The sequence below is a fragment of the uncultured Oscillibacter sp. genome (assembly GCF_950073225.1).
Classification (GTDB): domain Bacteria; phylum Bacillota; class Clostridia; order Oscillospirales; family Oscillospiraceae; genus Oscillibacter.
The window spans coordinates 12,765-37,935 of sequence record NZ_CATMPS010000003.1 but is presented as its reverse complement, the minus strand read 5'-3'; the positions used below and the strand labels follow the sequence as shown (position 1 = coordinate 37,935).

Annotated in this window: 25 protein-coding genes; 9 read left to right on the top strand and 16 right to left on the bottom strand. The window is 63.8% G+C overall.

Annotation, left to right across the window (positions count from 1 at the left end; genetic code table 11):
- Positions 1-12: 12 nt before the first annotated feature.
- From hpt to Q1M04_RS03050, 5 genes are all read right to left on the bottom strand, one after another.
- Positions 13-567 carry a hypoxanthine phosphoribosyltransferase gene (gene hpt, locus Q1M04_RS03070; protein WP_293281059.1) on the bottom strand — a complete coding sequence of 185 codons (555 nt, stop codon included), beginning with the start codon at positions 565-567 and terminating at the stop codon, positions 13-15.
- On the bottom strand, positions 557-1,948 hold the full coding sequence (gene tilS / locus Q1M04_RS03065) for a tRNA lysidine(34) synthetase TilS (protein ID WP_297997090.1): 1,392 nt from the start codon (positions 1,946-1,948) through the stop codon (positions 557-559). The genes hpt and tilS overlap by 11 nt, the downstream gene beginning before the upstream one ends.
- Positions 1,932-3,275 carry a replicative DNA helicase gene (dnaB, locus tag Q1M04_RS03060; protein WP_297997088.1) on the bottom strand — a complete coding sequence of 448 codons (1,344 nt, stop codon included), beginning with the start codon at positions 3,273-3,275 and terminating at the stop codon, positions 1,932-1,934. The genes tilS and dnaB overlap by 17 nt, the downstream gene beginning before the upstream one ends.
- Before the next feature lie 28 nt (positions 3,276-3,303).
- Complete coding sequence (gene rplI, locus Q1M04_RS03055) at positions 3,304-3,753, bottom strand: 50S ribosomal protein L9 (protein ID WP_293280549.1); 450 nt, start codon at positions 3,751-3,753, stop codon at positions 3,304-3,306.
- A 299-nt stretch (positions 3,754-4,052) separates the two neighbouring features.
- Positions 4,053-6,047: a DHH family phosphoesterase gene (locus Q1M04_RS03050; protein ID WP_293280547.1), complete on the bottom strand. Its 1,995-nt coding sequence runs from the start codon at positions 6,045-6,047 to the stop codon at positions 4,053-4,055.
- A gap of 191 nt (positions 6,048-6,238) precedes the next feature.
- Here Q1M04_RS03050 and ylxM point away from each other — a divergent pair, with 191 nt between their 5' ends.
- The 4 genes from ylxM (at position 6,239) to Q1M04_RS03030 (ending at position 8,568) form a co-directional block, all read left to right on the top strand.
- A complete protein-coding gene (ylxM, locus tag Q1M04_RS03045) occupies positions 6,239-6,604 on the top strand; it encodes a YlxM family DNA-binding protein (protein ID WP_204789968.1) in 366 nt (121 codons plus the stop codon).
- A 4-nt stretch (positions 6,605-6,608) separates the two neighbouring features.
- Positions 6,609-7,994, top strand: a complete 1,386-nt coding sequence (gene ffh, locus Q1M04_RS03040; RefSeq protein WP_297294143.1) for a signal recognition particle protein — start codon at positions 6,609-6,611, stop codon at positions 7,992-7,994.
- Between the two features lie 85 nt (positions 7,995-8,079).
- Positions 8,080-8,319, top strand: a complete 240-nt coding sequence (gene rpsP / locus Q1M04_RS03035; RefSeq protein ID WP_293280543.1) for a 30S ribosomal protein S16 — start codon at positions 8,080-8,082, stop codon at positions 8,317-8,319.
- A gap of 15 nt (positions 8,320-8,334) precedes the next feature.
- On the top strand, positions 8,335-8,568 hold the full coding sequence (locus Q1M04_RS03030) for a KH domain-containing protein (protein ID WP_293280541.1): 234 nt from the start codon (positions 8,335-8,337) through the stop codon (positions 8,566-8,568).
- A 144-nt stretch (positions 8,569-8,712) separates the two neighbouring features.
- Here the strand turns inward: Q1M04_RS03030 and Q1M04_RS03025 are convergent, their stop codons facing one another.
- The 6 genes from Q1M04_RS03025 to Q1M04_RS03000 form a co-directional block, all read right to left on the bottom strand.
- On the bottom strand, positions 8,713-9,918 hold the full coding sequence (locus tag Q1M04_RS03025) for an FprA family A-type flavoprotein (RefSeq protein WP_297997085.1): 1,206 nt from the start codon (positions 9,916-9,918) through the stop codon (positions 8,713-8,715).
- Between the two features lie 128 nt (positions 9,919-10,046).
- Complete coding sequence (locus Q1M04_RS03020) at positions 10,047-10,655, bottom strand: hypothetical protein (protein WP_297997083.1); 609 nt, start codon at positions 10,653-10,655, stop codon at positions 10,047-10,049.
- Positions 10,656-10,681: 26 nt separating this feature from the next.
- Positions 10,682-11,167, bottom strand: coding sequence for a small multi-drug export protein (locus Q1M04_RS03015; protein ID WP_295756802.1), 486 nt, complete (start codon positions 11,165-11,167; stop codon positions 10,682-10,684).
- 38 nt (positions 11,168-11,205) lie between these two features.
- Entirely contained in the window at positions 11,206-12,024 is an 819-nt protein-coding gene (locus tag Q1M04_RS03010) for a hypothetical protein (protein ID WP_293279932.1), read from the bottom strand.
- Positions 12,018-12,713: an ABC transporter ATP-binding protein gene (locus Q1M04_RS03005; protein WP_293279931.1), complete on the bottom strand. Its 696-nt coding sequence runs from the start codon at positions 12,711-12,713 to the stop codon at positions 12,018-12,020. The genes Q1M04_RS03010 and Q1M04_RS03005 overlap by 7 nt, the downstream gene beginning before the upstream one ends.
- Positions 12,700-13,086 (bottom strand): GntR family transcriptional regulator, encoded by a 387-nt coding sequence (locus Q1M04_RS03000; protein WP_295756806.1) that lies wholly within the window; start codon positions 13,084-13,086, stop codon positions 12,700-12,702. Before Q1M04_RS03000 ends, Q1M04_RS03005 begins: the two co-directional genes overlap by 14 nt.
- A gap of 179 nt (positions 13,087-13,265) precedes the next feature.
- On the opposite strand from Q1M04_RS03000, the gene Q1M04_RS02995 reads away from it, so the two are divergent.
- The 3 genes from Q1M04_RS02995 (at position 13,266) to Q1M04_RS02985 (ending at position 16,353) form a co-directional block, all read left to right on the top strand.
- On the top strand, positions 13,266-14,153 hold the full coding sequence (locus Q1M04_RS02995) for a hypothetical protein (RefSeq protein WP_297997080.1): 888 nt from the start codon (positions 13,266-13,268) through the stop codon (positions 14,151-14,153).
- A 95-nt stretch (positions 14,154-14,248) separates the two neighbouring features.
- Positions 14,249-15,400: a CobW family GTP-binding protein gene (locus Q1M04_RS02990; protein WP_297997078.1), complete on the top strand. Its 1,152-nt coding sequence runs from the start codon at positions 14,249-14,251 to the stop codon at positions 15,398-15,400.
- Between the two features lie 23 nt (positions 15,401-15,423).
- Positions 15,424-16,353 (top strand): GTP-binding protein, encoded by a 930-nt coding sequence (locus Q1M04_RS02985; protein ID WP_297997076.1) that lies wholly within the window; start codon positions 15,424-15,426, stop codon positions 16,351-16,353.
- A 62-nt stretch (positions 16,354-16,415) separates the two neighbouring features.
- Here Q1M04_RS02985 and Q1M04_RS02980 read toward each other — a convergent pair whose 3' ends face one another.
- Positions 16,416-17,336: a helix-turn-helix domain-containing protein gene (locus tag Q1M04_RS02980; protein ID WP_297997074.1), complete on the bottom strand. Its 921-nt coding sequence runs from the start codon at positions 17,334-17,336 to the stop codon at positions 16,416-16,418.
- Between the two features lie 227 nt (positions 17,337-17,563).
- Between Q1M04_RS02980 and Q1M04_RS02975 the strand changes: the two genes are divergently transcribed.
- Both Q1M04_RS02975 and Q1M04_RS02970 read left to right on the top strand, forming a co-directional pair.
- Complete coding sequence (locus Q1M04_RS02975; protein WP_297997072.1) at positions 17,564-18,373, top strand: MoxR family ATPase; 810 nt, start codon at positions 17,564-17,566, stop codon at positions 18,371-18,373.
- A 4-nt stretch (positions 18,374-18,377) separates the two neighbouring features.
- A complete protein-coding gene (locus Q1M04_RS02970; protein ID WP_293279925.1) occupies positions 18,378-19,574 on the top strand; it encodes a VWA containing CoxE family protein in 1,197 nt (398 codons plus the stop codon).
- A gap of 63 nt (positions 19,575-19,637) precedes the next feature.
- Here the strand turns inward: Q1M04_RS02970 and Q1M04_RS02965 are convergent, their stop codons facing one another.
- The 4 genes from Q1M04_RS02965 to mnmA all read right to left on the bottom strand — a co-directional run bounded on the left by Q1M04_RS02965 (position 19,638) and on the right by mnmA (position 25,013).
- Positions 19,638-22,709 (bottom strand): hypothetical protein, encoded by a 3,072-nt coding sequence (locus tag Q1M04_RS02965; RefSeq protein ID WP_297997070.1) that lies wholly within the window; start codon positions 22,707-22,709, stop codon positions 19,638-19,640.
- A 139-nt stretch (positions 22,710-22,848) separates the two neighbouring features.
- Positions 22,849-23,580, bottom strand: a complete 732-nt coding sequence (locus Q1M04_RS02960; protein WP_204790378.1) for a ThiF family adenylyltransferase — start codon at positions 23,578-23,580, stop codon at positions 22,849-22,851.
- Between the two features lie 4 nt (positions 23,581-23,584).
- Positions 23,585-23,935, bottom strand: coding sequence for a hypothetical protein (locus Q1M04_RS02955; RefSeq protein ID WP_204790377.1), 351 nt, complete (start codon positions 23,933-23,935; stop codon positions 23,585-23,587).
- A complete protein-coding gene (gene mnmA / locus Q1M04_RS02950; protein ID WP_297997067.1) occupies positions 23,925-25,013 on the bottom strand; it encodes a tRNA 2-thiouridine(34) synthase MnmA in 1,089 nt (362 codons plus the stop codon). Before mnmA ends, Q1M04_RS02955 begins: the two co-directional genes overlap by 11 nt.
- Between the last annotated feature and the right edge of the window lie 158 nt (positions 25,014-25,171).

Sequence of the window (25,171 nt, the reverse complement as noted above, 5' to 3'; positions counted from 1 at the left end):
GACAGCGGGGTGTTACTTCCCGGCGTAGACCTCCGGCTTCAGCACGCCGATGTAAGGGATATTCCGGTACAGCTGGGCGTAGTCCAGGCCATAGCCCACCACGAACTCGTCGGGCACCGTGAAGCCGGAGAGATCGGCGGTGATGGCCTTCTCCCGCCGGGCGGGCTTGTCCAGCAGCGTGACGATGGTGATGGACGCCGCCCCCTTGGTCAGGAAATACTGCTTCAAAAAGGCCAGGGTGTTGCCGGAGTCCAGGATGTCCTCCACGATGATCAGATGCCGCCCGGTGATGTCCTGGCGGAGATCGTGGTCAATCTGCACCCGGCCGGAGGAGGCCGTCGCGTTTCCGTAAGAGCTGACGGCGATGAATTCCACGTCGCTCTTGAGCTGGCAGGCCCGGACCAGGTCCGTCATAAAGACGAAGCTGCCCTTCAAGACCCCCAGGAACAGCGGTTTTTTCCCCTGAAACTTCTCATAGAGCTCCTCGCCCATCTCCGCTACCCGGGCCTTCAGCTCCTCCTCGGTCACCAGCACCTTCAGAATATCTTGCTCCATTTCACTGCGCATCATGTCCGTCCTCCTCAATCTGTTGTTTTGTTTTCTCAATTTTGATAAACCGGCAGGGCTCCCGGCCTTCCGGCGCGAAAGCAGCATCCACGTCCAGCCGCCACACGGCGGCCAGTTTGCCTTCCACATAAATGGCGGGCAGGCGGTCCCGCTCCGCCAGGGAAATGCGGCGGTCCAGGCAAAGCCGCTTCACGCTCCGGCTTCCCCGGGCCCCCGGCAGGGTCAAACGCTCTCCCGGCGGGCAGGGGGCTGCCGTGACCACCGGGCTCTGCCCCGGCCTTCCCCGCCAGAAGAAGGAAATTCCCTCTCCCTCCGGTCTGTCCAGCAAAGTCAGGGTATAGTCCCCCCAGTGAAGGGCCCGCCCCGGGACCAGCTGGACCTCCGTCAAAATCTGGGGCCGGGTCTCCAAAATCAGCCACCGGCGGCAATAGCGGGCGGTGACGCCATGAGGGAGGCTCAGCCGCCCCTCCTTCCCCCAGGCTGTGCGGCGGGCCAGGTCCATCAACGCCTCCAGGTGGGCCGCTCCGACATCCTTCCGCCCCACGCCTAAAAGGTCAAAAAGCCGCAGCAGCATCCGGGGCCGGACCGCTGCCGGAGCCGCCGCCAGCGCCTCCATGGAGAGGGTTACCCGGCCCTCCTGCACCTCCGCATGGGCTGTGCGGGCGGCGGCATCCTGTTCCAGGGAGCGGTCTACGCCCCGGAGCCGCCGCGCCGTGCCGCAAATGTGTTCCACCGCCCGGGGATTCAGTTCCTTTAATAGCGGCATCACTTGGAGCCGCAGGAGGTTTCGGGCGGCGGCCTCCGGGTCGGCGTTGGTCGCGTCTTCGATATGGGGAATTTTCCATTCGGCGGCGTAAGCTTCCAGCTCCTCCCGGGTCACGCCCAGCAGGGGGCGGCAGAGCCCGTCCCGCTCCCAGTCCATGCCCGTGAGGCCCGTCAGGCCCGTCCCGCGGATCAGGTTCAGCAGGACGGTTTCCGCGTTGTCGCCGGCGTGGTGGGCGGTGTAAAGGCGTTCGCACTCCCGCTCCGCCGCCGTCCGGCGCAAAAAGGCATACCGCAGATTCCGGGCGGCCTCCTCCATGGAAAGCCCCTCCCGCTTGGCGTATTCCCCCACGTCCCCCCGGCCCACGGACAGGGGAATCCCCCACCGGGCGCAGGTCTCCCGGACAAATTCCTCGTCCCGGTCCGCCGCCGCGCCCCGGAGCCGGTGGTTGAAGTGGGCGGCGGCGGCCTGCCCGCCCCGCTCTTCGCACCACGCTTCCAGCATGTGGAGCAGGCACATAGAGTCCAAGCCCCCGGACACGGCGCAAAGCACCCGCTGTCCCGCCCGGGGCAGAACCGTCCGGGGGGCCCGCTTCAAAAGCTCAGTCCTCGTCGTCATAGCGCTTGTCCAGGGTGGAGAACTGGGTGTACTCCGGCATCCAGCGGAGCTCCACCTTGCCGGTTTCCCCGTGGCGGTTCTTCGCCACGATACACTCCGCAATATTGTGCTTTTCCGAATCCTCGTTGTAATAGTCGTCCCGGTACAAAAACAGCACGATGTCCGCGTCCTGCTCGATGGCGCCGGATTCCCGGAGGTCCGAGAGCATGGGCCGCTTGTCGTCCCGCTTTTCGTTGGCGCGGGAGAGCTGGCTCAGGCAGATGACCGGCACATTCAGCTCCTTGGCCATGATTTTCAGCATCCGGGACATGTCGGACACCACCTGCTGGCGGTTCTCGCCGCCCCGGCCGCCCCCGGCGGAGGTCATCAGCTGGAGGTAGTCCACCACCACCAGAGCCAGGCCCTCCAGGCGGCGGCACTTGGCGTTCATGTCCGCCACGGACAAAAGGGGGTTGTCGTCAATGCGGATGTCCAGCCGGTTCAGCACCGTGGCCGCCCCGGCGATCTTCTCCCAGTCCGTCTCCCGGAGGAGGCCGGTGCGCAGGCGGTTGTTCTCCACCAGGGCCTCGGAGCTGAGGAGCCGGGTGGCCAGCTGCTCCCGGGACATCTCCAGGGAGAAGACCGCCACGGTCTTTCCCTCCCGGGCCACGTTCAGCGCCACGTTCAGCGCCAGGGAGGTCTTGCCCATGCCGGGCCGGGCCGCCAGGAGAATGAGGTCCGACTTGTTCAGCCCCGTGATCTTCTGGTCAATGGCGGAGAGGCCTGTGGAGAGGCCGGGGAGATGGTTCTCGTGCTCGCTCATCTCGCCCAGCCGGTCCAGCACGTCGGGGAGGACCTGCCGCAGGGGCACCATCTCCTGGGCGCTCTGGCCCCGGCGGATGGCGTAGATCTTCTGCTCCGAGGCCTCCAGGATCTCCCCCGCCTCGCCCATGCCCTCCTGGACCAGGGCGGTGATCTCCCCCGCCGCCTGGGCAACTTGCCGGAGCAGGGCCTTGTCCCGGACGATGGCGGCATATTCCAGCACGTTGGCGCTGGTGGGGGTAATCTCCATCAGCTGGGCCAGGTACGACCGGGTGTTGCCGTCGGTGAGCCCGGCCTTTTCCATCTCCCCAAAGACGGTGATGCCGTCGATGGGCCGGGCGTAGGAGAACATGGTGTAGATCGTCTCGAAAATCTCCCGGTTCTGCCGGAGGTAGAAGTCCCCGGGACGGAGCCGGTCCATCACGTTCTTCACGCAGTCCGGGTCGATGAGCATGGACCCCAGCACCGCCTGCTCCCCCTCCAGGCTGTGGGGCATCTGGCGCAGGAGCAGGTCTTCGTTTGCCATGGCGAACCGCCTCCCTCTCTATCGGGCGTTATTTTTCCTCAAACACGGATACGTAGACGGTGGCAACCACCTCAAAGCCCAGGCGGGCCTTGACCTCGTAGTTGCCGAAGGCCTTGATGGGGTCCTCCAGCACCAGCTTCTGCTTGGGAATGTCAATGCCGAACTGCTTCTGAAGCCCCTCGGAGATTTCCTTGGTGGTGACAGCCCCGAAGAGCTTGCCGCCCGCCCCGGCCCGGGCCGTGAGCTTCACCATGCACTCCTTGAGCTTTTCGGCGGTCTCCTCCGCCAGGGCTTTTTGGCGGGCCTCCTCGGCCTTTTTCGCCTTCTCTTTCAGGTTCATGGTGTTGATGGCGTCCGCCGTGGCGGGGACGGCCATCTTCCGGGGCAGGAGGAAGTTCCGGGCGTAGCCCTCGGAGACCTCCACCATCTGGCCCTTCTTGCCCTGGCCTTTGACGTCCTGCTGTAAAATGACTTTCATATGGATAACTTCCTTTCCGGTTTTTTATATTGCTTGATTCCTATGGGCCTGGAGCTTCCATGGGAATGGCCTGACCAGGGGGTCAGGCCCCACAGAGAAGGTCTTTGCCGCTAAAGGAACATGCTGCATCAAAAAGCTGGTGCTTCTAAAGAGTGCTTCTACAGGGATCTTTCCGCTGTCAGGAGAAGTGAAAAGCGAGATGCTGAGCACTATCAAAAGGAGCTGGGGCTTCCTTTGTGGGGCCTGGTCCCCTGACCAGGCCATTCTCCCAGGTCTGCTGGCATTTGGACAGAACTTTCTCACTTCTCAAAATAAGCGTCGATGGCCTGGGTCAGCCGCTCCCGCACGTCCAAAATGTCCCCGTTTTCAATCCGGCCTCCGGCGGTGGCGGAGTTGCCGCCGCCGCCCAGGGCCTCCAGAATCACCTGGACATTGATCTCCCCCAGGGACCGCCCGCTCATTAAAATGGCCGTCCCGCTGCGGTACACCACAAAGGAGGCCTTGACCCCCTTCAAGGTCAAAAGCTCGTCCGCCGCCTGGGCGGCGGCCACCCGGTCCACGCCGTCCTGGCCTACCACGGCCAGGGCCACGTCGGGCCGGTACAACTCCGCCTGGCGGACAATATCGTACTTGGACACCATGCCCTCCAGGTCCCCCTGGAAGAGGCGCTGCACGTCCGCCGTGTCGGCCCCCGCCCGGCGGAGGAAGGCCGCCGCCTCGAAGGTCCGCCCTCCGGTGCGGAGGACGAAGTGCTTCGTGTCCAGCACGATGCCCGCAAGCAGGGCCTCCGCCTCCTCCCGCAGGAGGTTGGACGGCTCGATGAGGTATTGCAGCAGCTCCGTCACCAGCTCCGACGCCGAGGAGGCGTAGGGCTCGTGGAAGCTGAAGGCGGCGTTTTCAATATAGCTGGCGGCCCGGCGGTGGTGGTCGATGACCGCCACCCGGCTGCTGGACTCCAGAATCTGGGGGCTCTCCACCAAATCCGGCCGGTTGGTGTCCACCACCACCAGCAGCGTCCCGGGACGCATCTTCACAAAGGCCTCCGCCGGGTTTACGAACACGCCCTCATACTCCGGCAATGCCCGGAGCATGGCCAGCACGGACTGGGCGGCGTTCTTCTCCGGCTCAATGACGATCTGGGCTCTCCGGCCCAGCTTCCGGGCGGCGCAGCAAACGCCCACGGCGGCGCCCACCGCGTCCATGTCGGCGAAGCTGTGGCCCATGACGTAGATGTCCTGGGAGTCCGCCAGAAGCTCTCTCAAAGCGTTGGCCATGACCCGGGACTTGACCTTGGTGCGCTTTTCCGTGGTCTTGGCCCTTCCGCCGTAAAAGGCGAAGTCCGTTTTCCCCCGGACCACCGCCTGGTCGCCGCCCCGGCTCAGGGCCATCTCCAGGGAGAGGGCGGCGTTCTTGTGGAGCGCCGGGATGCTGTCCGCCTCCCGGCCCAGGCCGATGGAGAGGGTGGGGTGTCCGCCCTCGCCCACCTTGATGTCCCGCATGGCGTCCAGGACGGAGAATTTCTCCTCCACGAAGTGATTGTAGTACCGCTCCTCGAAGAGGAAGAGGTAGTGGTCCCGCTCGGTTTTGATGAGCAGGCCGTTTCCCACGGCGGCCCAGCTGCTGAGCTTTTCGTCAATCTGGGCCAGGACGGCGCTGCGCTGGGTGTCGGCGCAGGCGTTCATCAAGTCCTCGTAGTTGTCCACCATCACGATGCCCACCACCAGCCGGGTGGCGTCGAAGTCCTCCCGGAGGCGGTCCATCTCCGTGGTGTCCACCCAGTAGGTGGTGGCCACCAGGTTCTGCTCCCCGCTGCGGCCCTTGGCCCGGACCAGGCTGCCGTAGACCCGGAAACGGCGGTTGTTCATGTGGACCCGCTCCGGGCACTCCTGCCGCCCCTCCAGCAGCCACTGGACCGGGAATTCCGGGGCGGCGTCCTCCACCTTCATCTCAAAAAGATGCTCCCGGACCCCCGCCAGCTGGAGGAAGTTCTCGTTGCTCCAAATGACCTCCCCGGTGTCGGGGCGAAAGACCATGATGGGCAGGGGGGAGTTGATGAGGGTGGATTTGCTGGCGGTGTCCACGTTTCCGGTGACGTTGTCGATATACTGCAAGACGCTCTGGCGGCGCTTTTTGTTGCTGCGGACGAAGTAGGCGTACAGCGCCACGGTAGCCACCCCCTCCGCCAGGGCCAGAGGCGGGCTGACGGTGACGGCGGCCAGGGTGAAGGCCAGGAGGCAGAGGAAGTAAAATTGTAAATTGGGCTCCAGCAGGCGGGAGAGTTTTTTATTGTTCATGGCGCGCTCCTTGATTCCTTGATGAAGAAGTGGGCATACCAACAGATTTTATTAGTATAGCAGTTTTGGGCGGAAAACACAAGTCTTGAACCCGGGCAATTTTCCCCTTGACATTTCCCCGATTTTCCTGTAAACTAAGCAACGTTGTAAAGCGGCACAACTTTACACGGCGGAAGGGGGCGTTTCCCGTGATGAAGAACCAGACCTATCGCATGACGATGCTCTACGACTTTTACGGGGAGCTCCTGACCGAGCGGCAGAAGGAGTTTTTCGACCTCTATTATAATGAGGACCTCTCCCTGGCCGAGATTGCCGAAAACGCCGGCATCTCCCGCCAGGGCGTCCGGGACGTCATCGTCCGGGCGGAGGCCGCCATGCAGGAGGTGGAGGACAAAACCGGCATCATCAAGCGCTTCCTCAGCCGGAGCGCCCATGTGGACGCCATTACCGCCGCCGCCGAGGAGATCTCCACCCTGAACTACCGCTATTACGAGGACCGGCGGCTGACGGAGCTGGCGGATCAGATCCGCCGGGAAGCCGCCGCCTTAAAGGAATGAGCTTATGGCATTTGAAGGATTAACCGAAAAACTGAACGCCGCCTTTAAACGCCTCCGGGGCAAGGGCCGCCTGACGGAAAACGACGTCCGGGAGGCCATGCGGGAGGTCCGCCTGGCCCTTTTGGAGGCCGACGTAAGCTACAAGGTGGTCAAGGACTTTGTGGCCTCCGTTACGGAGCGGGCCGTGGGCAGCGACGTGCTGGACAGCCTCACCCCCGCCCAGCAGGTGGTGAAAATCGTCAACGAGGAGCTCACCGGCCTCATGGGCGGGGCCAACGCCAAAATCACCATGGCCAACAACGGCCCCACGGTGGTGATGATGGTGGGTCTCCAGGGCGCGGGCAAAACCACCACCACCGCCAAGCTGGGCGGCTTGATGCGCAGGCAGTACCAGAAGCGGCCCCTGCTGGCCGCCTGTGACGTGTACCGCCCCGCCGCCATCGAGCAGCTGAAGGTCGTGGGCGGGCAGATGGACCTCCCGGTCTTCGAGGAGGGCCGGGGGGACCCGGTGAAGATCGCCCAAAACGCCATCCGCCACGCCCGGGACCACGGCAGCGACATGGTGTTTTTGGACACCGCCGGACGGCTCCATGTGGACGAGAACCTGATGGACGAGCTGAAGCGGATGAAGGCCGCCGTCCATCCCAACGAGATTTTACTGGTGGTGGACGCCATGACGGGCCAGGACGCGGTAAACGCCGCCACGGCCTTCGACGAGGCCCTGGGCATCGACGGCGTCATCCTCACCAAGCTGGACGGCGACGCCCGGGGCGGCGCGGCCCTGTCCATCCGGGCTGCCACGGGCAAGCCCATCAAGTTCGCGGGCACCGGCGAGAAGCTGGACATGATCGAGCCCTTCCACCCGGACCGCATGGCCTCCCGCATCCTGGGCATGGGCGACATGCTGTCCTTCATTGAGAAGGCGGAGCAGGCCTATGACGAAAAGCAGGCCGCCAAAATCGAGGAGAAGCTGCGGAAAAACCGCTTTACCCTTCAGGACTACTACGACCAGCTCCAGCAGCTGAAAAACATGGGGGATCTGAGCCAGCTTCTGGGCATGATGCCGGGGGCCTTAGGCAAGCAGATGCAGGGCGCGTCCATCGACGAAAAGGCCATGGCCCGGACCGAGGCCATCATCCTCTCCATGACCCCCCTGGAGCGGGAGAACCCCCAGGTGCTGAACGCCAGCCGGAAAAAGCGCATCGCCGCCGGCTGCGGCCTGGAGGTGGTGGACGTGAACCGCCTTTTAAAGCAGTTCGACATGATGCGGGAGCTCACCCGCCAGATGACCAAGGGCGGGCGGATGCCCGGCCTTGGGGCCCTGGGCGGCATGGGGGGAAAAGCTCCTTCCCGGCTTCACGGCTTCGGCCGGAAGAAGCGGTTTCGCTAATCTATAAGTGCGGAGCATTCACGAAGCTGAAATGCGGCATTTATAATAAATCAACTTATTTTAAAACTTTTGGAGGTACAGCAACATGGTCAAGATCAGACTGCGCCGCATGGGCGCGAAGAAGGCTCCCTTCTACCGGGTCGTGGTGGCGGACTCCCGTTTCCCCCGGGACGGCCGCTTCATCGAGGAGATCGGTACGTACAACCCCTGCGTTTCCCCCGCCGAGATCAAGATTGACGCGGAGCGGGCCCAGGCCTGGATCAAGTCCGGCGCCCAGCCCACCGATACCGTCCGGGCTCTGCTGAAAAAAGTGGACGTCCTCTGATCCGGAGGGCGGAGCATGAAGGACTTGCTGCTCTATATCGCCCGGAACCTGGTGGACGACCCGGACGCGGTCACCGTTACGGAGACCGCCTCCGGCGATCAGGAGCTGACCCTGGAGTTGCGCGTCGCCCCCGACGACATGGGCAAAGTCATCGGACGGCAGGGCCGCATCGCCAAGGAGATCCGCACCGTAGTCCGCTCCCGCGCCCAGCGGGAGGGCTTTAAGGTCTCCGTCGATATCATGGATTGACGCGTTCTTGAAAAAGCGCGTCCAAAGAGCGCTGCGCGCTCCGGCTGCCGGGTGCTTCTCCGGGCTGGGGCGGCGGCGAAGAAATCCTTACAGGAAGCACAAAAGACCGGCGTGGGAATCCCACGCCGGTCTTTCATGTCTTGTTCAGGCCAGGATACCGGCCGCCAGAGCGTCCGCCAGGGCCTCCAGCGCCTCCCGCTGGGGCTCCTTCGCAGAGGATTTCAGGCTGACGGTCCCTTCCAGAATGGTCATGTCCTTCATGGCCCCCAGCAGCTCCGCCATCTGCTTGCCGGACACGGGAGCCCAGGTGCCGTTTTCAATGAGGCCCACCGTCCGGTTCCGCAGGCCGTGGGACTTCAAATCCCGGAGGAAGTTGTCCATGGGGGTGTAGATCTCCCCGTTGTACGTGGCGGAGGCGAACACCAGATGGCTGCACCGGAAGGCCTCGGCCACCAGCTCGGACACATGGGTGTGGGACACGTCGTAGAGCCGCACGTCCCGCACGCCCTTCTCCGCCAGACGGGCGGCCAGGAGCTCGGCGGCGTTTTCCGTGTTGCCGTAGATGGAGCCGCAGAAGATGGCGGCGGTTTTGTCCTCGGGGGTGTAGCTGCTCCAGCGCTGGTATTTCTCCACGAACCACGCCGCATCCTCCCGCCAGATGGGGCCGTGGAGGGGGCAGAGATATTGGATATCCAGTCCCGCCGCCTTTTTCAGCAGGGTCTGGACCTGGGCGCCGTACTTGCCCACGATGTTGGTGTAATACCGCCGGGCGTCGGGAAGCCACTCGGTTTTGAAGTTCACCTCGTCTGCGAAGATGTTCCCGTTCAGCGCGCCGAAGGTGCCGAAGGCGTCGGCGGAGAAGAGGACCTTCTCCGCGGCGTCATAGGTGACCATGACCTCCGGCCAGTGGACCATGGGGGCCATGACGAAGGTGAGGGTATGCCGCCCGGTGGAGAGGGTGTCCCCCTCCTTCACGGCGAGGCAGCGGTTCGTGACGTCGGCGTCGAAAAACTGGCCGATCATGGAGATGGCTTTCGCGCTGGCCACCACCTGGGCCTTGGGGTGGGTGCGGAGCACAGCTCCCAGGGTGGAGCAGTGGTCCGGCTCCATGTGGTTGATAACAATGTAGTCCAGGGGCCGGCCCTGGAGGGCATGCTCCAGGTTCTCGTAGAAATGCGCCCCCACGGCGCTGTCCGCCGTGTCCAGCAGGACGGTCTTCTCGTCCCGGACCAGATAGGCGTTGTAGCTGACGCCCCGGGGGACGGGGAACACGTTTTCAAACAGGCTCAGCCGCCGGTCGGACCCGCCGATGAGCAGGATGTCGGATGTAATATTGCGCACGTTATGCATAACGCTGGTCCTCCTTCATGTAGCTTATCGCTTTTGCAAGGTTAATCTACCCCAATTTCCCCGGTTTGTCAAGGGTTGAGGGCCATTAACATTAAGAAGGACGCGCCGGTCAGACGCGTCCTTGTACGTTATTCCAAAAACCGGGAGGGGTCCCGCAGGGCCTCCGCCGTCTCCGCCGGGACGTCGATGGTGAAGGTCAGGAAATCTCCCAGATCCACATGCAGCAAAGAGGGCAGCTCCTCCAGAATCACCAGGGTCACCACGTCCTCCGACGCGGAGACGGTGAAGCGGACCAGCTCCTCGTACTTCCGGTCCTCCTCCTTCTGGCCCGCTTTCAAAGTCTCCTGCTGGCAGTAGATATAGCTGTACGCCGGGTCTCCGGGGTCCTCGGCCAGCCGGTCTCCCCAATGGCCGTCGTCGTTGAGGAGATCGTCTATGGCCTTGACCTGTTCCGGGTCCGTAACGGTCCCGGCTTCGTTGTCTTTCTCGTCCAGGACCTTCCAGTAGTGGTCCTTTTCCACGCCGTTCTCGTCCTGGGTACTCCAGGATCGCGCGGCTTCGTCAATGGCGGCCTCCCAGTCCTGTGCCCACTCCTCGGCGGCCTCTTCCATGGAGTCCGCCCAGGCCTCCTGAAACTCCTTGTCGCTGGGAGAGGTTATCACGACGCCGTGCATACAGCCGGACAGCAGGGACATGGACAGGGCCAGAACGCAGAATATCGCGAGTCGTTTTTTCATCATGTACTCCTTAAATAGTCAAGCAGTCAAATCAGCAGATTAAATACCCCCAGGGTGACGGCGGTGGTAATCCCCGCCGCAATCAGCAGCCCCAGGAAAATGGCGGGCAGGGCGTGGCGCATGCGGATATCCAGCACCGAGGCCACCAGCGCCCCGGTCCAGGCCCCGGTCCCCGGCAGGGGGATGCCCACCAGGATCACCAGCCCCGCCAGCCGGTACTTCCGCACCAGCCGCCCCTTGAGGTGGGCCCGCCGCTCCAGCCAAATGATCTTGGGGCCGAAGAACCGGGTGCCCCGGAGCCAGTTGGCAATCCGCCGCCCCAGCACGATGATAAAGGGCGCGGGGACCAGATTCCCGGCGATGGCGGCGATGCAGGCCAGGGCCGGGGGCAGCCCCGAGGCGATTCCCGCCGGGATGGCCCCCCGGAGCTCCACCACCGGGGCCATGGCCACCAGGAAGGTCATCAGCAGATCGCCGGATACCGTTTCTAAAAAGCTTTCTGAGAACAGCATGGGATTCCTCCATAATGTATGGCATTATGGAATCTAGTTTACTCCAGGTTCAGGTGCTTTTTCAAGAAGAATGTGGTGATGGCGTAAAAAATTGCGCCGTAGATGATTACGCACCCAATGGCCATCAGCAGACCCACATGAATCGCCACGGTGGGCGAGGGGTCCCAGTGGGAGAAGAGGCGATTGAACACATCCAGCTCGTTCGAGCCGATTATCAGCAGGGAGCCCGCGAACTGCAAAGCAAACTGAATCCCGAAGAACCAGACCACAGACCACAGCAGCTTGTGGTTCGCCTGGCTGTGCCCCGCCGCCAGGGCGGCGTAGAACTGGAGGGAGAAGGCCACCAGGGACAAAAACATCAAAACGGCAAACTCCGCCAGATAGATGGTGCCGTTAAACGCCTCGCTGACTTCCAGCTTCCGCAGCCCCTCCAGGAAATACCTGAGGAAGTCCAGCAGCTCCCGCAGGAATCCTCCCTGATAGGCCACCACCAGGCTGGCGGCGATGATGGCCAGCACCGTGACGATGAACCACACGGAGGAGACAATGAGCTTAGACCAGATGTGCTGGTGGACGGAGGCCGGGAGGGTGAACATCAGATAGCCCTCGTCCTGGAGGAGGTTCTTGTAAAACCGCTGGATCATCAGCACAAAGGACATCAGCAGCGCGCCGCAGATGGCGATGCCGAAGGCCGTGACAATCAAAACGCCCAGGATATTCAGGATGTGGTACCGTCCGTCCAGCATCCCCCGGCCCGCCAGGTTGGAGCCCACGGCGGTCACCAGCAAAATCAGGTACATGGGCAGCATGATCCGCCCCGTGGCACGAAACTCGTGCTTCAGCAATTTCCTCAGCATTTGAACACCTCCCGGAACAGCGCGTCCACGCTCATGCCTTTTTCCTCCCGGATGCCGTCCACGGTGGACTGGAGGGCCACGCGGCCCTGGCTGATAAAGATGACCTCGTCCAGCACCTTCTCCACGTCGGCGATGAGGTGGGTGGAGATCACCACCGCCGCATCGGGGTTGTAGTTGCCGATGATGGTGGAGAGAATGTAATCCCGGGTGGCGGGGTCCACGCCGCCGATGGGCTCATCCAGCAGATAGAGCTTTGCCGCCCGGCTCATGACCATGATGAGCTGCACCTTCTCCCGGGTGCCCTTGGACATCTGCTTCACGGCCTGCCGGGGCTGGATGCCCAGGTGGTCCAGCATCTCCTCCGCCGCCTCCCGGCGGAAGTCCTGGTAGAAATCCCCGTAGAAGTCCAGCAGCTGCCGGGCCGTCATCCAGGTGGGGATGGCCGTCCGCTCCGGGAGGTAGCTCACCAGGCTGTGGCTCTCCCTCCCCGGCGCCGTGCCGCACACGGCGATATAGCCCCCGTCGGGGGTCAGCAATCCGTTGGCCAATTTAATGAGGGTGGTCTTGCCGCTTCCATTGGGGCCCAGAAGGCCCACGATGCGGCCCGGCTCCACGGTGAGGCTCACCTCGTCCAGGGCCGCGGTCCTCCCGAACCGCTTGGTCAGTCCCTTGCACTCAAGCACTGGCATGGTCCGCTTCCTCCTCTCCCAATTCCTTTGAAATCAGATCGATGATCTCGTCCTTTTGGAAGCCCAGCCGGAGCATCGCCTCCAAAAACGTCTTGACATGCCGCTCGGCAAGGCTCCGCTTCGCCTGGTTAATCATGGTGTTGTCCTCCGTCACAAATCTTCCCGCGGTCCGCTGGCTGTACACCAGGCCGTCCCGCTCCAGCTCCGCCAGAGCCCGCTGCATGGTATTGGGGTTTACCCCGGCCTCCGTGGCCATGTCCCGCACGGAGGGCAATCGTTCCCCCGGAGGAAACGCGCCGGTGACGATGCCCACCTTCACCTGCTGGATCAGCTGGGTATAGATTGGGGCGTCGTTGGAAAACTGCCATTGCATTGTACGCACCTCCTGTTTGTGTGCTGTTGTCTTATGCAATTAATACAATAGCACATTTTCAGGAAATGTCAAGGGGTTTTGCAAAATTTTCTCCGGCGGACCCCTGCCTTGCAAATTCCGCCGCTCTGTGCTATGATCACCAGGCTATAACAGCGATCCGTTTTTAAAAGGAGGTTCTCATGTCCAAGCTCAGCAAGCAAGATCTAAAACGCGCCAAGCGGCGGGAGAAGAAGAATTTCCGCCAGGCCATGGAAAAGGAGCTGCGGGAGCACAAAAGCTCCTTCATCGTCTTCTACACCCTGCGGCTTTTGGTCATCGTCATCTTTATCCGCCAGATCTTCATCGGCGGCTATGAGAGCGCGTTCTACTGCGCCCTGGCCTATCTGCTCCTCTATGTGCCCAGCTGGATTCAGGTGAAGTTCCACATCGAGCTGCCTCCCGCCCTGGAGATCACCGTCCTGTGCTTCATCTACGCGGCGGAGGTTTTGGGAGAGGTCAACGCCTTTTACGTGGTGGTCCCCCATTGGGACACCATGCTCCACACCCTCAACGGCTTCCTGGCCGCCGCCGTGGGCTTTGCCATGGTGGTGCTCCTCAACGACGACGAGCGCCTCACCTTCGATTTGTCCCCGGTGTTTTTAGCCCTGGTCGCCTTCTGCTTTTCCATGACCATCGGCGTCCTGTGGGAGTTCTTCGAGTTCGGCATGGACATGTTTTTCCATACCGACATGCAGCGGGACACCGTCGTCAACGCCATCTACTCCGCCAGCCTGGATGTGACCCGGTCCAACAAGGTGGTGGCCGTGCCGGGCATTCAGGAGGTCCTGGTCAACGGCGAGAGCCTGGGCCTGGGGGGGTATCTGGACATCGGCCTCATCGACACCATGAAGGACCTCTTCGTCAACTTCATCGGTGCGGCGGTCTTCTCCTTCACCGGCTTCTTTTACGCCAAGAGCAAGGGCAAAAAGCGCACGGCGGCCCAGGGCTTTGTCCCCAGCAGGAAGACGGCGGACCGTGACTATCTCAACCAGGCCCGGGAGGAGAACGGCGGCCAGCCGGAGGACTGAGGGTTTTCTGTTAAATTTTTGTAACCCGGTTGCATTTTCCCAATTCAGTGGTATGATATGTGCGGAATCAAAATAAAAGCAAAGGATTTGATACCATGACAAAGATCGACATTATCTCCGGTTTCCTGGGGGCGGGTAAGACCACCCTCATCAAAAAGCTGCTGGCGGAGGCCTACCAGGGGGAGAAGCTGGTCCTCATTGAAAACGAGTTCGGCGAAATCAGCATCGACGGCGGCTTCCTCAAGGAGTCCGGCGTGCAGATCTCCGAGATGTCCTCCGGCTGCATCTGCTGCTCCCTGGTGGGGGATTTCAACAAGGCCCTCAAGGACGTGGCGGAGCAGTTCCACCCGGACCGCATCCTCATTGAGCCCTCCGGCGTGGGCAAGCTCTCCGACGTCATCGTCGCCGTGGAGAACACCGCCGCCGAGGCCCCGGACTTGAAGCTGAACAGCTTCGTCACCGTGGCGGACGCCTCCAAGGTGAAGGTCTACATGAAAAACTTCGGCGAGTTCTACAACAACCAGATTGAGTCCGCCGGGACCATCGTCCTCTCCCGGACCCAGAAGCTGAGCCGGGAGAAGCTGGAGGCCGCCGTGGCCCTGCTCCGGGAGAAGAACCCGGACGCCGCCATTCTGACCACTCCCTGGGATGAGCTGGATGGCAAAACCATTCTTTCCGCTATCGAGAAGGTCTCCCTGGCGGACGAGCTGCTGGCGAAGATGCGGGCGGAGCACGAGGCCGAGGAGGCGGAGCACGCCCACCACCACCATGACCACGGGGAACATGGGGACCACGAGCACCGCCACGGCCATGGGGAGCAGGAGGAGTGCTGCCATGGGGAGCATGGGCACCATGAGCACCACGGCCATGGTGCCCACCACCATGACCACGAGGAGCACGGGGCCCATGAGCACCACCACAGCCATGAGTGCAGCGACCCGGACTGCTCCTGCCACCACCATCACCACCACGCCGACGAGGTCTTCACCTCCTGGGGCAAAGAGACCCCCAAGGCCTTCACAAAGGCGGGCATTGAACAGATCCTCGCCGCCCTGGACTCCGGTGAGTACGGCAGCATCCTCCGGGCCAAGGGCATCGTGAACGGGGAGGACGGGTCCTGGATTGAATTTGACTTCGTGCCCGAAGAGCACGAGGTGCGGGCCGGGCGGCCCGATTACACCGGCCGCCTCTGCGTCATCGGAGCGGAGCTGAAGGAAGACAAGCTCGCCCGGCTCTTCGGCCTCTAAGCCGGGAAAGGAAACGCGCGTTCATGGATATTCCCGTTTATCTGGTGGCCGGGTTCCTGGATTCCGGCAAGACCAATTTCATCAACGGCGTCCTGGAGGACGGCTTCGCCCGCCAGGACAAAACCCTCCTCCTCCGCTGCGAGGAGGGGGAGGAGGAATACAACCCCAAGGCGCTGGACAACGTGACCGTGGTGGATATTGAGGACGAGGCGGACCTGACCTGCTCCCGGATGAAGGAGCTGGAAAAGAAAGTCCGGCCCAAGCAGGTCCTCATCGAGTACAACGGTATGTGGCAGATGGAGCGCTTATACCGGGAGGTTCTCCCCGCCAACTGGGTGCTCTATCAGATTATGACCTTTGTGGAGGCGGGGACCTTCGAGCTTTACGCCAAGAACATGGGCCAGCTGATGATGGAGAAAATCACCAACGCGGACCTCCTGGTCTTCAACCGGGCCACGCCGGAGCTGCGGGAGACCCTGCGGAAGCGGAACCTCCGCATGGTGAACCGCCGGGCGGACATCTATTTTGAAAATGTGGACGGCACCAGTGAGGACTACCTCACCGGGGACGAGTGCCCCTTCGACCTGGACCAGCCCGTGGTGGACGTCCCCGACGACGACTTTGGCGTGTGGTACGTGGACGTGATGGACCACCCGGACCGCTGGGCGGGGAAGGAGGTCCACATGAAGCTCCTCATGTGCCATTCCAAGAAGTACCCCGGCATCCACTGTCCCGGCCGCTTTGCCATGGTCTGCTGTGAAAACGACATCCAATTCCTGGGCCTGGTTGCCAAGGGCATGGGCCTGAAGGACTACAAGAACCGGGACTGGGTGGAGGTTTCCGCCCGCATGGCGGTGGAGAACCACGACGCCTACCAGGGCAAGGGCCCGGTGATGCACGTCATGACCATCGCCCCCTGTGGGAAGCCCGCCCAGGACGTGGTGACTTTCTGATACGATTTGTAATAAGAAGCAAAAAGGCTCCCCTCCGTTTTCCGGCGGAGGGGAGCCCTTTGTTATTTCATGTCCCGGGGAATATAAGCTCCGTTAATGTCGTAGAGCGGAAGGGGGATGGCGGAGGGCTGCTCCTGATTCATGGGCAGAGCCGTGACAAAGATGTCCAGCGCAGTCCGAAGGTCCGTGTTTACCCAGCTCCTCAGTGTGTAGTGATCTCCCCCATATTCATAGAAGTATGCCTCCTCCGGCAGCTCCACCCCGGAGGCCACAAGGACGGGCTGCTCCTGGGTGCCGAAGTTCCACTCCAGCAGCCCCCAGGCCCCCGGATCGATCCGGGAGCGCCCGCCCGCAATACGGAAACGCTCCGGGTATACCTCGTCCCTCTGCCAGAAGCTCATGCACCACGCTCCCTCCCGGTCCGAGAAGAGGAAGGCCAGATAGTCCCCCGCGGCGGCCCAATCCCGGACCTTCAGGCTATGGGGGTTAAACCGGGTTTTCATGCCCTGTTCCTCAAAATAGGCCGTCGTGGCCTCCACCAGTTCTTCCTGGGAATTGGGGTTGACGGAGCTGGCGTAGTGGGCCCGGCGCTCCGCGTGCTCCTGCTCCGCCCGTTCCGCCTCCCGCTGGGCCTGGACGGATACGCCGGCGCCCCAAATCGCCAGCACGGTCACCGCCGCCATGGCGGCCCACGCCAGCCACTTCCAGCGATTCTCCCGCTTCATGCTCTCCATAATCTGTCCTCCCGCCGCTTTCGGCAATTCCTCCCGCGTCAATTCCTTCCCGCTCAGCAGCTCGCTGACCGACAGGCCAAGAGCTTCGGAAAGAGGCTCCAGGCTGTCCAGGCCGGGCATGCCCCGCCCGGTCTCCCAGCGGCTGACGGCCTTGTCCGTCACGTGGAGCCGCTCCGCCAGCTCCGCCTGGCTGAGGGCCAGCGCCTTCCGCCGCTGGGCAATCAGCGCGCCCGTGGCTTTCGTGTCCAAATTCCATCAACTCCTTTGGCGACAGTATGCCACGGCGGCGGGGAAATGTCACCCTATGATTCGTAGAGCGGGGGAATGCGCCGGTTTTCCCAGGCCCGCCGCCCCGGCCAGGACGGAAGCGAAATCGGCGCTTGCGGAATCGCTCCGGCTCTGGTATCTTAGTATAATGCAATAGAACGTACCTGTCCCTTTAGGGGACGGGAAGACATGGAAACAAAGGTGAGCATATGAAAGATATTTTTTCGGGAACCGACCAATACGTAGCCTCCGGCGAGCTGATGGCGGCGGTGAACATCGCCGTGACGCTGGAAAAGCCGCTGCTTATCAAGGGCGAGCCGGGCACGGGCAAGACCATGCTGGCGCAGGCCGTGGCCCAGGCCCTGGGAAAAGAGCTGATCATCTGGAATGTGAAGTCCACCACCAAGGCCCAGGACGGCCTTTACGTCTACGACGTGGTCCAGCGGCTCTACGACAGCCAGTTTGGGTCCCACGGCGTGGACGACATCGCAAGTTACATCAAGCTGGGCAAGCTGGGGGAGGCCTTCTCCGCAGAAGAGCAGGTGGTCCTGCTGATCGACGAGATCGACAAGGCGGACCTGGAATTCCCCAACGACCTTCTGTGGGAGCTGGACCAGATGGAGTTCTACATCCCGGAGACCCGGGAGACCGTCCGGGCCAGGAAGCGGCCCATCGTCATCATCACCTCCAACGCCGAGAAGGAGCTGCCCGACGCCTTCCTGCGCCGGTGCATCTTCCACTATATCGACTTTCCGGACCAGGAGCAGATGGAGCGCATCCTCTATGTCCACTTCGACCACCTGGAGGAGGAGCTGCTCCGCCAGGCCATGGCGGCCTTTTACTGGATCCGGGAGCTCCGGGGCATTGACAAAAAGCCCAGCACCTCGGAGCTGGTGGACTGGCTCCGGGCCCTCACGGCCGGGGGCGTGGACCCGGCCCGGGTCCGGAAGGAGATTCCCTTTGCCGGGGTCCTGCTGAAAAAGGACAAGGACCTGCGGACCCTGCGGGGCAGCCGCTGAGACCATGTTTCTTTCCTTTTTTTACCTCCTCCGGAGCCGCGGGCTGGACGTGACGCCGGACGAGTGGATGGTTCTGCTGGAGGGCCTGTCCCGGGGGCTCCACCAGTCCAGCTTAACGGGGTTTTACCGGCTCTGCCGGGCGGTGGTGGTGAAAAGCGAGGCGGATTTCGACCGCTTCGACCAGGCTTTCCTGGAGTTTTTCCGGGACATACCCTGGAACGGCGAGCTGCCCAAGGAGCTGCTGGACTGGCTGGACCGCCCCTCCGAGAATCTGGGCCGGACCCTGGAGGAGCTGAAGCGGGCGGGCTTCTCCGAGGAGAAGGCCGAAGAGCTGCTGCGCCTTTTGGAGGAGCGCCTGAAGGAGCAGACGGAGGAGCACAACGGCGGCAGCTACTGGGTGGGCACCCAGGGCCGCTCTCCCTTTGGTAACAGCGGCTGGCACCCCGGCGGCATCCGCATCGGCGGCCAGGGCCGTCACCGCACCGCCATGATGGTGGCCGGGGAGCGGCGCTTCCGGGATTTTCGGAAGGACAACACCCTGGACACCCGGCAGTTTCAGACGGCTTTCCGCCTGCTGCGCCAGCTCTCCGCGCAGGCGGACGAGAGTGAGGAGGTCCTGGATGTGGACGGGACCATCCGCGACACCTGCGACAACGGGGGGCTTTTGAAAATCCGAAAGACCCACCCCCGGAAAAACGCCGTCAAGGTCCTGCTGCTGATGGACTCCGGCGGGTCCATGGAGTACTACGCCGGACTCTGCTCCCGGCTGTTCCAGGCGGCCCAAAAGTCCAACCACTTCAAGGAGCTCCACACGTATTACTTCCACAACTGCGTCTACTCGGAGCTCTATACCGGCCCCGCCCTCCGCTGGAAGGAGGCGGTGCCCACGGACTGGGTCCTCTCCAACTTCGACGGGAACTACAAGGTCCTGGTGGTGGGGGATGCCGCCATGAGCCCCTATGAGCTGCGGGAGAAGCGCTATGACTGGGAGCGGCGGACCTACGGCCCCTCCGGCCTGGAGTGGCTGGAGCGGATGAAGAAGCAGTACCCTTACCTGGTCTGGCTGAACCCGGAGCCCATGCCGGAGCGGCCGGATTACTGGGGCCAGACCCACTGGCAGCTGGGGCACATGTTTCCCATGTACGACCTCACCGCCGAGGGGCTGGAACGGGCCATGAAGCGGCTGAAAGGTCGGAAATAGCGCAAGCGGAGGCCGCGCAAGGCGGCCTCCGCTTGTTTGTTCTTACCGTGCTTCCGGCATCCCTTACCGGAAGAGCTGGCGCACATCGTCCTTCCCCCGCTTGCCGTGGGTCCGCATGGCCTGGGAGGAGGGGAGGGGAATGGACCGCCGGGCGTCTTCCAGCAGCGAGCCCGCCGCCCCGGCATCCCGCACCGGGCCCCCGCCGCTGAGGTACTGCTGAACCCCCAGCAGTCCGTTCCAGCTGCGCTCCAGCCGGTGGTAGAGCACGTTGTAGGCGTTTTGAATCTGGGCCACCCAACGCCGGTCCCGCTCGACAATGGCTTGCGCGGCCTTGGCGGCCTCCTTGGTGGCCACGCTGAGCCGATCCAGGCCCAGGGTCCGGGAGGACAGCCGGAACTGGGGCAGGGTCACGGTTTCCGCCCCCATCTGGAGGGGAACGCCGGAGCGCGTCCAGAGCCGGGCCCTGCCGATATCCGCTCCGCCGGTGATTTGGACCTTTCCGCAGCCGCCGAAGAGGCAGGCCCCGATGTCCGCCCCCGGATCGCCGCCCAGGGCCTTTTGAATCCGGGCCGAGCCGGTGATGAGGATGTCTCCGCAGGGCCCCTGTGCCCCCGCGCCGATGGCGGCGGCGTGTCCCAGGGCCAGGGCGGCGACGCTGCCGCCCCGGATGGTGATGTCTCCCGCCGCCGCCCCCAGGGCTCCGCCGATGCCGGCCCCGCCGCCGGATTCCCCGGTGGCGGAAACGACGCCGCCCAGGATGTCCACGGGCCCTATAGCGCCCCGTTTCCCGGCGCCGATGCCCGCGCCGCCTCCGGCGCCCGTGGCGGTGACCGCGCCGCCGCGGATTCGAATGCGGCCGGATTGGGTTCGGCCTCCGCCGCTGTCCCGTCCGATGCCCGCGCCCCCCGGACCGCCGGAAGCGGTCAGGGTTCCGGCGGGGTTGCGGCTGTTGTCCCGGGCCTCGGGGCAGTCCACCAGCAGGGAAGTGCCGTCTCCCAGGGAGATGCCCGCCCGGCCCGCGCCGCTTTCAAAGCGGTTGTCCGTGCCGCTTTGCAGGAACAGCGTCACGTCGTTTTCCCGGCCCAGGTCGAAGGCTCCGCCCTCGGATACCCGGCAGACCACGCCCCCCAGGGTCAGCTCCAGCTTCCCGATGCCGTCCGCCAGAACCAGCCGCCCGCTGAAGGGCTCCTGGTTGGCGTCGGTTCCCATGCCGCCGGAGACGGAGGAGACCCGGTTGGTCAAAATGCGGAGCGTATGCGTCTCCTCCTCGTAAATCCAGTCCTTTCCCGGCTCCCCGCCGGTGACGGTGAAGGGATTTGGGTACAGGACGGTTTTCTCAAAAGCGCCCGCGCCCTCGTTCCAGCGCAGATAGGCGTAGCGGGTTTTAAGCCGCTCGGCCTCGTCCTTCCCCCGGAGGACCACGGTGTGAACCGCCGGGGAACCCTGGTCCCCCTTTTGCAGCCACAGCCGGGCGGGCTCGCCGCTTAAAAGCATGGCCCGTCCGTGACGGCCGTCCACCGCCAGGGCGGTTATGGCGCTCCAACCCGGCAGCAGCGTCCGCCAGACGACGTCGAAGGGGGCCAGGGGCTTTCCGTTCCCGTCGGTCACACGGGCTGCCTGCGCCGCCAGGAACACGGGCCCGTCGACGACCACGGGGACAGGCAGGGTTCCAAAGGCTTTGCCGTCCGTCTCCGCGAGGAGGACCGCGCCGCCCGTCAGGCGCAGGAGGCTGCTTTCCTCCCCCCGGAGGACGCCGATCCGCACGGTTCCGCCGCCGCCCAGGGTCAGGGACGCGCCGGGGCGCAGCAGAACCTCATCCAGCTCGGCCTTTCCCGGGACGGACAGTTGGACAGCGGCGGAGGCCGCGGTCAGCATAGGGGCGCGGCCCTCCCGCAGCGTTACCGTCCCGGACCCGGCGAGCAGGAGGGGCCGCCCTTCCGGTCCGTTGGTTTGGAGGGTTATGTCCGCCGTTCCGCCGACCGCTGCTTCCCCGGTGGAGGCGTCAACGGACAGGCCGGAGAGGTCCCGGCCCGCCGCCTTCATATCCCCCAGGTCCATGACGGCAGTTTGAAGCGGGGTTCCGTCCGCCGGGGCCGCCTGGCCCTGCGCTTCTCCGGCGGCGTTTTCCAGAGCGGCCTCCGGTCCGGCGCCGGAGGCCTGGACCGCCGCCAGCAGGCCCATCATCAGCTCCAGGTTCATCCCTTCCAGCCCCGCCAGGAGGGTCAGCATGGAAGCGCTTTCCAGGAAAGCGGCGGCGTCCCCGCCGTACAGCAGCATTCCCGTCAGGAAATCCTCCATCCCCGGGGCGGCGCCGCCGGTGAATTGAGCCTCCAAGTCCGCGAAGCTGGAGAACATGCCGTTTGTCAGAAGGTCGACCGCTTCGTCCGGCGAATAGCCCTGGGACACCTTTTCCAGAAGCTGCCGCAGGCCCTCCAGGGCCTCCTTCAAATCGACAGCCTTGGAGGCGGAGCCCCCGGCGATGACGCTGCCCAGGTACAGCGCGGCAAGATACCCCACGGCGGCGTTGCTGTCCAGGGATTTCCCGGAGATGGCCGCCAGAATGTCCGAGATTCCGGCGGTCTTGTCCAGCCCCAGCATATCCAGCAGCCGCTCCGGGGACAGGCCGCTTTGGGCGATTCCCCGCAGCAGCCAGTTGGGGAACGTTTGGACCCGATCCGGGTTTTCGTCCTCCAGAGCGGCGTCCGGCGGGGGTTCCACCCCGTCTTCAATCTCCTCGTCCCCCTCCAAAAACAGCCGCGCATCCCCGGCGAAGGCTCCGCCGGTCATGCGGTCGATTTCCTCCGCCAGCCGCGCCAGCTCCGCTTGCAGGGCGGCCCGATCCGCGCCGCCTCCTCCGGCGGCTTTTTCAGCCAGTCCGGCTATGCGGTCCAGGGCGTCCTGGACCTCCGCCAGCACGGCTTCCCCCACCTGGAGCGTCCGGTGGCTCTCCCGGGTGTGGTTTTCCGCCTGGCCGATCTTGCTCATGAGGGCTTGGAGAGTCTCCGAGACGGTGGCCCCCGGCGTTTTGGCCGGCGGGCGGCTTTGCCCGGCGGCGGCTGTCCTCTCCGTTTTCTCCGCCGCCTGATACCGGGGCCCGGACACACCGCGCTCTCTGCGGATGGTCAGCTCGCCCATGCAGACGCCTCCTTTCTTGAATCCGTTTCCAGCGTGGATTCCTATATATACAATATCGGCACGCGGACGGGAAAGATAAGAACGTCTCTCGCCGGGCAAAAAAGGGGAAAGCGCCCCGCGCTTTCCCCTCCCGGTGTGGTTATCGCTTTTGCCCCAGGGCCAGGTCCTTGACGGCCTCTCCCGCCAGGATCAGTCCCGCCGCCGCGGGAACGAAGGCCGCGCTCCCCGGCAGCTGCCGCCGGATTTCTCCCTCCAGGGATTCCTGGTAGAGCGCCCCTTCCGGGTTCCGGGGGGGCTCCTGGGAGTAGACCACCTTCAAGCGCCGGACGCCCCGGCGCTTCAGCTCCTTCCGCATCACCCGGGCCAGGGGGCAGACGGAGGTCTCGTAAATGTCTGCCACCCGGAAGGCGGTGGGATCCAGCTTGTTCCCGGCTCCCATGCAGCTGATGATGGGCGTTCCGGCCGCCAGGGCCTGTTGAATCAGAGCCAGCTTGCCGGTGACGGTATCGATGGCGTCGATCACGTAGTCATATTGGGAAAAATCGAAGTCTCCGGCGGTGTCGGGGCCATAGAAGACCCTGCGGGCAGTTACCCTGGCCTCCGGGTTGATCTCCAGCGCCCGGTCCCTAGCGGCGTCGGCTTTGTATTGGCCCAGGGTCCGGTGGGTGGCCAGAATCTGGCGGTTCAGGTTTGTCAGGCTCACCCGGTCGCTGTCGATTAGGTCCAGGGCTCCCACGCCGCTGCGGACCAAGGCCTCCGCGGCATAGCCCCCCACGCCTCCCAGGCCGAACACCGCCACATGAGCCCGGGCCAGGCGCTCCACGCCCTCCCGGCCCAGCAGCAGCTCTGTCCTTGAAAACTGGTCCAGCATGGCGTCACTCCTCGATTCCTTGAATCTCAATCTGCTCCAGGATCTCCTGGCCCCGCCCGGTCAGGGCGATGCTGCCGTGAAGGGGATAGTCCCGATAGGCGGCGTAGTCGAAGTTTTTCAGGGGGATGTCGTAGTCCAGGCAGAGCAGCCCCTTTGCCGCCAGGCCCTGGATGGCGGCGGCGGACTGCTCCCGGGGACGTTCCGGGTCTTCCAGGTACACCGGCGTCTTCCTGTCGAAGGCCGCCGCGATGGGGAGGAAGGGCGTTTCCCCCAAGCGCCGCAGCAGCGCCAGCTCCGCCTCCGTCAGCAGCAGGCCGCAGCCTCCCCGGCAGCTTCCGCAGTTTTCACAGCTCATGACCGTTCTCCTTTTCCGTTCCGGCTTCCACAATGGTTCCGCCGCCCACGACGGCGTCCCCGCTGTAAAATACCGCCGCCTGGCCCGGCGTTACCGCTCTTTGGGGCCGGTCAAACACAACGCGGACCTGCCCTCCGGACTCCGGGAAAATTTCCGCCGCCTGTTCCGCTTGGCGGGAGCGGGTTTTGGCTCCCACGCGCAGGGGAGAATCCAAACCCTCTATGGCAATCCAGTTCAGATCCTCCACCAGGATCTCCCGGACGAAGAGTGCGCTTTCCGGCCCTACGGTGACGGTGTTGGCGGACATGTCCTTTCCGCAGACATAGACGGGCTCGCCCATAGAAAGGCCCAGCCCCTTCCGCTGGCCCAGGGTGTAGCGGATCGCTCCCCGGTGCCGCCCCACGGCCCGGCCCTCCCGGTCCAGAAAGTCCCCGGCGGGAAACGCCTCTCCGGTCCAGGATTCGATGAACGCGCCGTAGTCCCCTCCGGGGATGAAGCAGATGTCCTGGCTGTCCCGCCGCCGGGCGTTGACAAAGCCCAGGCGCTCCGCCAGTTCCCGGACCTGCCGCTTTTCCATGCCGCCCAAGGGAAATTGGACTCTGGACAGCTGGCTTTGGGTGAGGGTGTAGAGGAAATAGCTCTGGTCTTTCCCGGCGTCCAGCGCTTTTTTCAAAAGCTGGCGGCCCGTCCCGGCGTCCCGGCCCACTCGGGCATAGTGCCCGGTGGCCACGTAATGAAGTCCCGCGCCGTCCGCCGCCTCCATCAGCCGGGAGAATTTCATGCGCCGGTTGCAGTCCACGCAGGGGTTCGGGGTGCCCCCGGCCCGATAGACCCGGACAAATTTTTCAATAACGTCTTCCCGGAATTCCCGGGCCATGTCCAGCGTCATGAAGGGAATGCCCAGCCGCCGGCAGACGGACTCCGCGTCGGCGGCGTTCCGGCCGTCGTCCGATTCCAGCAGGCGCATGGTAGCCCCCTGGCAGCGGAAGCCCCCCGCCTGCATGAGATAGGCCGCCGCCGAGCTGTCCACGCCGCCGCTCATGGCGATCAGCACGCTCAGATTGTTGTGTTCTTCCATTGTTTACCTCCCGGCTCGGGGCCTTTTTGCGTTTTGCGGCTCTTATTATAGTACGGTTCCGCCGTTTTGTCACGCAATATATCATTCCCGCTGGACGGATTTATCCGCACGTCTTGCATGATTGCTTTCACGCCCTGGTTTTTTTCCGTGGAAGCTTC